7 protein-coding genes are annotated in these 7,887 nt (G+C 63.6%); all 7 read right to left on the bottom strand.

Going from position 1 to position 7,887, the window contains the following annotated elements:
- On the bottom strand, positions 1-1,377 hold a 1,377-nt coding region (locus CAPSK01_RS19395; RefSeq protein WP_034930631.1), incomplete at its 3' end, for a hydrogenase maturation protein.
- A gap of 6 nt (positions 1,378-1,383) precedes the next feature.
- Complete coding sequence (gene hypE / locus CAPSK01_RS19390; protein ID WP_034930629.1) at positions 1,384-2,433, bottom strand: hydrogenase expression/formation protein HypE; 1,050 nt, start codon at positions 2,431-2,433, stop codon at positions 1,384-1,386.
- The gene (gene hypD / locus CAPSK01_RS19385; protein WP_034930627.1) at positions 2,430-3,611 is read right to left on the bottom strand and encodes a hydrogenase formation protein HypD; all 1,182 of its coding nucleotides are present in this window, start codon (positions 3,609-3,611) and stop codon (positions 2,430-2,432) included. The genes hypE and hypD overlap by 4 nt, the downstream gene beginning before the upstream one ends.
- A gap of 102 nt (positions 3,612-3,713) precedes the next feature.
- Positions 3,714-4,265 carry a hypothetical protein gene (locus CAPSK01_RS19380; RefSeq protein WP_034930626.1) on the bottom strand — a complete coding sequence of 184 codons (552 nt, stop codon included), beginning with the start codon at positions 4,263-4,265 and terminating at the stop codon, positions 3,714-3,716.
- Positions 4,262-5,740, bottom strand: a complete 1,479-nt coding sequence (locus CAPSK01_RS24060) for a serine/threonine-protein kinase (protein WP_273704118.1) — start codon at positions 5,738-5,740, stop codon at positions 4,262-4,264. The genes CAPSK01_RS19380 and CAPSK01_RS24060 overlap by 4 nt, the downstream gene beginning before the upstream one ends.
- Positions 5,740-6,534, bottom strand: a complete 795-nt coding sequence (locus CAPSK01_RS19370) for a Stp1/IreP family PP2C-type Ser/Thr phosphatase (RefSeq protein ID WP_273704117.1) — start codon at positions 6,532-6,534, stop codon at positions 5,740-5,742. Before CAPSK01_RS19370 ends, CAPSK01_RS24060 begins: the two co-directional genes overlap by 1 nt.
- A 43-nt stretch (positions 6,535-6,577) precedes the next feature.
- Complete coding sequence (locus CAPSK01_RS24055) at positions 6,578-7,840, bottom strand: serine/threonine-protein kinase (RefSeq protein ID WP_273704116.1); 1,263 nt, start codon at positions 7,838-7,840, stop codon at positions 6,578-6,580.
- Positions 7,841-7,887: the final 47 nt, after the last annotated feature.

Raw genomic sequence — 7,887 nt, 5'->3', positions numbered from 1 at the left:
CCGGTGGTGCATGATCGCCTGCGCGCCCGCCATTCCGACGCGCGCCGGCAGCAGGTAGGTCCAGTATTCCGAGCCAAACAGGTTGCCCATGTTGCGGTAATGCGGATTGAGCAGCACGCCGGCGCGTGCCCAGACCAGATCGGCAGCGCGCGCCAGGAAGCAGCCGCCGGCGCCGCAATTGCCCTGCAGCGCGGCGATCGTGATCTGGCGGTCGCTGCACAGGATCGCCTCGGCGAGATCGTCGATGGCGTTGATGTTGGCCCAGGATTCATCCGCCGGCGATTCGGCCGCTTCGATACAGGAGAGGTGGATGCCGTTCGACCAGTAGTCGCGCCCACCCATCAACACCAGCACACGGATCGGCTGCTGCCGTGCCCAGGCGTACGCTGCCTGCAGGCGCTGGCATTGACGAGTGCTCATGGCGCCGTTGTAGAAGTCGAAGTGCAGGAAACCCACGCGCCCGGCTTGTTCATAGCGAATGTCCTGCCAGGTCCGGCCGGCCGGAGCGAAATGGCCGTCGAGCGGTGCTTCGGGAATCGTCGCCAGTGCGGCCGAAAAGACCTGCGTTGCCGGCAGCTTGAGCGAGTTGCCGGGTTCCTCGCGGCGCAGGTGACCGATCCATACCGCGCCATCGACCGTTGCGCGCAGGATCGCCGTCTCGCGCCAGGCGATCACTTCGCCCGGCGCGCCGGCGCGTAATGGGCATGGGGTCTCTTCGGGCCAGGCGTCGAACAGACGGCAGGGCTCGCCAAACAAGCGATCGGCGACGCCGGGAAAACCATCGGCGGCGTTGATCCTGGCCAGCACGTGCGCCGTTTCATCGCGCTGCCAGTCGATGGCGCGATCGACCTGCTTCATCAACGGCCGCTGTCTGCCTGGAATGGTCGGGTCGGCATCGTTGACCGGCGTCGGCACGAAGCCACCGACAACGAAGCGTTCGACGGCTGTCAACAGCGCACGCACCGCGGCTTCGGTGACCTCGTGGCGATAGAGACTCGACTTCTTGACCATGCGCATCGGAAAGGTTTCGGCTGCCCAGACCGGGCCGGCATCCATCCCGGCAGTCGCCTGCAGGACCGTGACCCCCCAATTCCGCTCGCCCTCCTGAATCGCCCAGTCGAGTGCCGACGGGCCACGGTCGCCGACGATTCCCGGATGGACCACCAGACAGCAGTGCCGGCGCCAGATCGACTCCGGAATCGCGCGGCGCAGATACGGCGCGACGATCAACTCGGGCCGGAACAGCGCAACGGCTTCCTCGGCCACCGCGTCGGCGATGTCGTATTCGATCGACAACTGATGTCCACACGCGCGCAGCTCGCTGTACAGGCGCTGGCTGAGGCTGTTGAAAGCGTGGCAGAGGAAGAGGATGCGCATGTCGGCTCAGCAGATGCGCGGCAATTGTTCGCCGCTCAGCCAGTCGACGATACGCCGGCCGCCAAAGGTCGTGGTCATCTGGACGAAATGCTGCGCGTCCTGATGCACGCTGCCGATCACCGCCGCACGCCGGCCGAGCGGGTGTGCCTGCATCGCGGCGAGCAGTGCGTCGCAATCCTGCGGCGCGACGATCGCCAGCAATTTGCCCTCGTTCGCGACATACAGCGGGTCGAGACCGAGGAACTCGCAGGCGGCGGCCACCTCGGGCTGTACCGGCAGCGCGCTCTCCTGCAGCATCATGCCGACACCCGACTGGCGAGCGATCTCGTTGAGCGTCGTCGCGACTCCGCCACGCGTCGGATCGCGCAGCACGCGAATGGCCGCCCCACTCGCGCGCATGGCGGCGATCAGGCCATGCAGTGCGGCGGTGTCGGAAACGATGTTCGCGGCAAAACCGAGGCTTTCTCGCCGCGCCATGATCGCCATGCCGTGCTCGGCGATGCTGCCGGAAACGAGGATCCGGTCGCCGGCGCGGGCGCGGTCGCCGGCGTAGTCGGAGCCCTCGGCGACTACGCCAGCGCCGGTGGTCGTGATGTAGACACCATCCCCCTTGCCCTGTTCGACCACCTTGGTGTCGCCGGTCGCCACCGGCACGCCGGCGTCGCTGGCGGCGCGTGCCATCGATTCGACGATGCGCGCCAGATCGCCGAGCGGGAAGCCCTCCTCGAGAATGAAGCTGGCCGCCAGATACAGCGGCCTTGCACCCATCACCGCGACGTCGTTGATCGTTCCGTGCACCGCCAGGCAGCCGATGTCGCCGCCGGGGAAGAACAGCGGCGAGACGACATGCGCATCGGTGGACAACACCAGCCGGCCCGGCGGCATCGGCAGCACGGCCGCATCGTTGCCTTGCCCCAGGTAGGCGTTGCCGAGCCGTCTTGCGAACAGTTCCTCGATCAGTTGCGCCATCGCCCGCCCACCGCTGCCATGCGTCATGTCGACACGGCCTTGCCGCAGATCGAGGGGGCGGATGTAGCCCTTGCGGACGTCTTTCATGACACCGCCGCCACGTCGGCAAAACGCCCGTACGAATAGTGTGCCGCACACGCGCCTTCCGAAGAAACCATGCACGAGCCGATGGGGTTTTCCGGGGTGCATACGCTGCCGAAAATCCGGCATTCCTGCGGTCGCTTGACGCCACGCAGGATCGCACCACACTCGCAGGCCGGATGGTCGGCCACCGCCTGGTAGCGAACCGCAAAGCGGCGCTCGGCGTCGAAGTCGGCGAATTCCTTGCGGATACCGAGCGCACTGTAGGGCAGCTCGCCCAGTCCGCGCCAGGCAAAAGAGCGACGCAGCTCGAAGACTTCGGCCACCAGGCGCTGCGCCTTGCGGTTGCCGTCGCGCGTCACGGCGCGCGTAAACTCGTTCTCGACCACAGCCCGACCAGCGTTGACCTGCCTGATCAGCATCAGGATCGACTGCATCACGTCGAGCGGTTCGAAGCCGGCGATCACCACCGGCTTGCGGTATTCCTCGGCAAAGAACTCGTACGGCCGCGTGCCGATGATCGTTGAGACATGCGCCGGTCCGATGAAGCCGTCGATCCGCACGCTGCCCCACTGCCGGACCTCCGGCGATTCGAGAATGCTGGCGATCGCCGACGGTGTCAGCACATGGCAGCAGAATACCGAGAAGTTCCCGAGACCGAGCGCCTGCGCCTGTTTGATGAGCACCGCCGTCGGCGGCGTCGTGGTTTCAAAACCGATGGCAAAAAAGACCACCTCGCGGGCAGGGTTCTGCTGCGCGATGGCCAGCGCGTCGGCACCCGAATAGATCATCCGGATTTCGCCGCGATGCTTGCCCTTGCTGACGGTGTCGCTGCCCGCATGCCTGCCCAATCCCGCTTTTGCCTTGAGCAGCGACAGCCCGCCGGACGCCGGCACGCGCATGGGATCACCGTAGCTGCACAGGATGACGCCCAGGTCACGAGCGAACGCGATCGCCATGTCGATCCGTCCGATCGGCAGCACGCATACCGGACAGCCCGGTCCGTGAATCATGCGCACATTGGGCGGCAACAGATCAGTGACCCCGTAGCGCGAAATGGCATGTGTGTGCCCACCGCAGAATTCCATGAAGTGATAGTCGCGATCTGCCCGCACCGCCTGCCGAATCGCCGCCGCCAGGCCCCTGGCCAGGTTTCCATCACGGAACTCGTCGATAAATTTCATCTCGCACCTTCACCAGTGAGCCGTGCCTCGGCCTGTCCTGCCACGGCCAATGGCAGGACAGGCGAATCATCGCGACAGGGCGGGACTTGGATGGTCCGGGTCCTAGCGTCGGCTGACCACCAGACTCGCACTACGCTGAAACCGCACTGCGCCACCTGAAAAAGCGACTTCCAGAGCATAGACACCGGCGGGGGCCTCTGCCGGAATACCGATGAAAGCGTCAAGCTGCCACTTGCCGGGTTTGATCTCGAAACGACGCGAAACGTCTTCAAAGACTGTGTTGCCCTTGAAGGTGATGCGGCGGGAAAGGTCTCCCACCACCCCTTCCCCGGTACGCAGCGGACACATCGAATAGACCATGCGGTGATTGAACTCTTCGCCTGCGGGAACGCGGGAGGGCAGGATTTCGTTCAAGTCAATGTCGATGTAGGGACGTTGCAGTCTGGCGCAGTTGCGCTCTTTCCAGACGACATCGGGAGGGCTGACAAGCTTTTCACCAGGCTGGCGCCCACCTTTGTCCTTACGCGAGAACCAGGACTGAATGGTGTCGATCGGGGTGGAACCTTGGCCAGTGGCGCAGGCGGCAAGCAGGACCATGCCGGAACTGAGCAGCAGGACACGCAGCAGCGGGATCGTTGGCAAGCGATGGATCATTTTCGTATGGTCCATCCGCCTGCCGAACCGGAATCGTCACGCTTGACGACCGGTGGATTGGGGTTGCTGCGAATACTGGCGCGTGCTGGAGGTGCTTCCTTCCCCTTTGCGGTGACTGCGACCTTCTCGCCCGAATCCGGACTGACTGGCTCGCGGCTGGCGGAAATGGGACGAGCAACAGGGTCCGGTGGCGGCGCCGGGATCGTGGCTGGCGTGCCGACCTCGGTCGGAACGGAGGGTGGGGTACTCGCCGGTAGCATGGGCTCGCGCAGCGTTGATGGGCTCAGAGCGGCCGCCGCTGCAGGCTCGCCACGCGGCAGCGAAGGCCCAGGCGTTGCACTTACCGGAGGTTTTTGCACCAGCCCGCCAGACGCTTCCGCCGGTGACGCTGGACTCTTCTTGCTGCTGCTCCACCAGCCCAGACCACCAAGCATCAACAGCGCAACCATCAGGGCCAGAATGCCCGGGTACTTTTTCCAGAGCGCTTGTCCTGGCGATGCCCCCATGGTCTCCCTGGTGGCATCGGCAGCGATCCGGGTGGTTTCCTGCTCTGCGATACCCGCGGATCGGCCAATGTCTGCAGCCGTTGAGGCGGCATTCTGCGGAGCAAACAGGCGTGTCGCGGGAACCGGGTGGGGAACAGCGTCGGGTGCCGGCAAATGGCTGGATAACGCTCTCTCCAGCGCGCTGCGAAACGCGCTGGCGTCGGGGTAGCGCTGCGCAGGATCCTTGGCCAGCGCTCGTGATAGGATGTCCTCAAGCACGACCGGCAGGTTGCCTGCAAATTGGCGTAGTGGAGGCGGCGGCTCCTCAATCTGCGCTTTCATGATTTCGAAGTCGGTCCCCTTCGAGAACGGGACACGCCCGGTCAGCAGTTCGAAAAGAACCACGGCCAGCGAGTACAGATCCGAGCGGGCGTCAACCTCCCGGCCCTGGACCTGTTCGGGGGACATGTACTCGAGCGTCCCGATCAGATGTCCGCTACGCGTCAGGCGCATCTTCTCGAGGATGCGCGCGATGCCGAAATCCATCAACTTCAGCGACCCGTCCACTGCCACCATCATGTTGGCAGGCTTGATATCGCGGTGCACCACACCCGCACGGTGTGCGTGCTCAAGGCCGTTCAGCGCGGCAATTCCATAGCGTATCGCTTCCTGCCAGGGTAACGCGCCGCGTCGAACGACGAGCTGGTCGAGCGTTTCGCCGGCGACAAATTCCATGACCATGTAGTACTGGTCAGCATGCCGGAAAAACCGGTAGACCCCGGCGATGTTCGGATGATTGAGGCGGGCCAGGGCCACCGCCTCGGTTCGGAAGCGTTCGAGAATATCCGCGCGCGCGGCAAATTCCGGGCGCAGTGATTTGATCGCGACATCCCGTTCAAGCATCGGGTCGCGGCCCTTGAAAACCTCACCCATCCCTCCTTCGCCAATTTTGGCGACGAGTTCGAAATCGCCGATCACCTGATTGCCCATCAACTGACCTCTAGGTTGCCAGTGACCATTTCACGCGTCACCGGTATCGGCCTCTCCACGGCCTCGGGAAGCCGAACGGCGATGATGCCGACGGAAATGTTGTCGCTGCCTCCCCGCTCGCGCGCAAGTTCGATCAGCCGCCGACAGGCAACCTGCGGGTCGGACGATTCGACCACCTGGGCGATCTCGCGCGCATCGACACAGTCGTACAGGCCATCGGAGCAGAGTATGAAGTAGTCGCCGACCTCTGGCGGGTCGCCGACCTGGGCGGTGACCCGCAGATCCGGGCGCGTGCCCAGAGATCGCAACAGTACATTGCGCTCGGGGTGGTAGCGTGCGTGTTCGGCCGAGATCAGTCCTTCGTTGACCAGTTGCTCGACCAGGGTGTCATCCTTGGTCAATTGCGTGACCTGGCCATGTGAGCAACGGTAGAGCCGGCTGTCACCGACATGCCCAAACCACATGCTCCGTCCAACCAGAGCCAGCACCGTCGCCGTGGTTCCCATTCCAGAGAGCGCTCTGTCGGCCTCGGCGGCGCGAAAAATCGCGGCATTCGCCTCCCGTAGCGCCTGCTCGATCGTATGTAGAGGGTCATCATCATGGGCTGCGAAGTAATGACTGCAGATCGTATCCACCGCCAGCTTGCTCGCCACCTCGCCGCCATTGTGCCCGCCCATGCCATCCGCCACCACCGCCAGCACACCTCGTCTCCTGTGTTCATCGGGGTCGCCCGGAGAAACGAACGCAATCGAATCCTGGTTGCTGGTTCGCACGCAACCAATGTCCGTGGCCATGCAGGTCTGCAAAATATAGTACATGGATGCATCGCTCATTGGATCACTTTCTCTCTTTCGGTCGGAGTTGCCAGGCCAGAAACTCGTTACCGCTCTGGCGAACCTCGAACGCCACGCGCTCATCTTCATGTCCTTCTCGCTTGAGCGTCAATACGACATGTGCCCCGACCGGATACTGTTTCTCGAATACCTTCACCGTCGTGCCAAGCAGTTTGCCCTCTTCGTAGATATCTGCGGGCCCATCGATCGTACCGATGCGCACCACCCTCAGAGCGGCACCCTGCAGCCCGCTGGGGACTATCGGCTCGGAGCCTGTACTGGTGGGCGGAGAGTACACCGCGGTTTCCGGCCGCATCTTCCATAAGAATCCTGCCAGCAGCACGCCCGCAAGCAGGAATCCGCTGCCGATCAAAGGCCAGTGTCCCCGCCAGGCCGACCACCCCTCTGATCGCAATCCGCGATCCGCCACGGTCGTCTGCGCAGGCGGCGATCGTCCGATTTGTCCGATGTCGTCAAGCAGTTCGCGGGCATCATGATAACGCTCCGACGCATCGCTGCGCAGACAGCGCCCGATAATACGCTTCAGATCGTCTGACATCGGAGAGACCAGCGTCGGAGCAGGGTACTCTGCACGACTAATGCGCTCGCAGAGCACACCCACAGAGTGGGCGGCGAATGGCATGTTGGCGGTCAGCATTTCGTAGAACAGGACGCCCAGCGACCAGACATCTGCCCGTGCATCCGCTGGCTTGCCTCTGATCTGTTCAGGCGCCAGGTAATCCATCGTGCCGACACAGCCGCCAACCATGGTCAGACGCTTGCTGCTGGGATCCTTGGCAATGCCAAAGTCGAGCAGCTTGACTTGTCCAGCCGAACTCAGCTTGATGTTCGAGGACTTGATGTCCCGATGGAGGATGCCGCGCTCGTGCAGATAGGTGATGGCTTCGACCACGGCACGAAAGATGGCCAGCGCCTCGGCCACCGGCAACCCACCACGAGCACGCTGTATCCGATCATGGAGGGTGATGCCGTCCACATACTCCATGATGATGCATGGGCGACCTTCGAACTCGACGAAATCATAGAGTTCGGCAATGTGCGGATGGTGCAGCCCGGCCTGGATCCGCGCTTCGTTAGTGAAGCGCTCGGCCAGACCTGATCCGGGTCCGGCATCCGAAAGAATCTTGACTGCGACGATGCGTCCGATCCTGGAGTGTACCGCGCGGTACACCTCGCCCATGCCACCTGCACCAAGCGATTCGAGCAGTCGATATTCGCCGATCGCCGCGTTGGCGAGCATGGTCATGAGTTGCCGGCGCCATCAACTACTGGAGCACGGCCTTGACTTCCATC

It is taken from the genome of Candidatus Accumulibacter vicinus, from assembly GCF_000584955.1.
In the GTDB taxonomy this organism is placed as follows: Bacteria; Pseudomonadota; Gammaproteobacteria; order Burkholderiales; family Rhodocyclaceae; genus Accumulibacter; species Accumulibacter vicinus.
Note: the sequence above shows the minus strand (reverse complement) of the source record. Positions and strands in the feature narration are given on the sequence as shown.

Coding starts and splice junctions, on each gene's coding strand:
- hypD (WP_034930627.1), bottom strand. CDS start 3,611: ATGAAATTTATCGACGAGTTCCGTGATGGAAACCTGGCCAGGGGCCTG.
- CAPSK01_RS19380 (WP_034930626.1), bottom strand. CDS start 4,265: ATGATCCATCGCTTGCCAACGATCCCGCTGCTGCGTGTCCTGCTGCTC.
- CAPSK01_RS19370 (WP_273704117.1), bottom strand. CDS start 6,534: ATGGCCACGGACATTGGTTGCGTGCGAACCAGCAACCAGGATTCGATT.
- CAPSK01_RS24055 (WP_273704116.1), bottom strand. CDS start 7,840: ATGACCATGCTCGCCAACGCGGCGATCGGCGAATATCGACTGCTCGAA.
- hypE (WP_034930629.1), bottom strand. CDS start 2,433: ATGAAAGACGTCCGCAAGGGCTACATCCGCCCCCTCGATCTGCGGCAA.
- CAPSK01_RS24060 (WP_273704118.1), bottom strand. CDS start 5,740: ATGGGCAATCAGGTGATCGGCGATTTCGAACTCGTCGCCAAAATTGGC.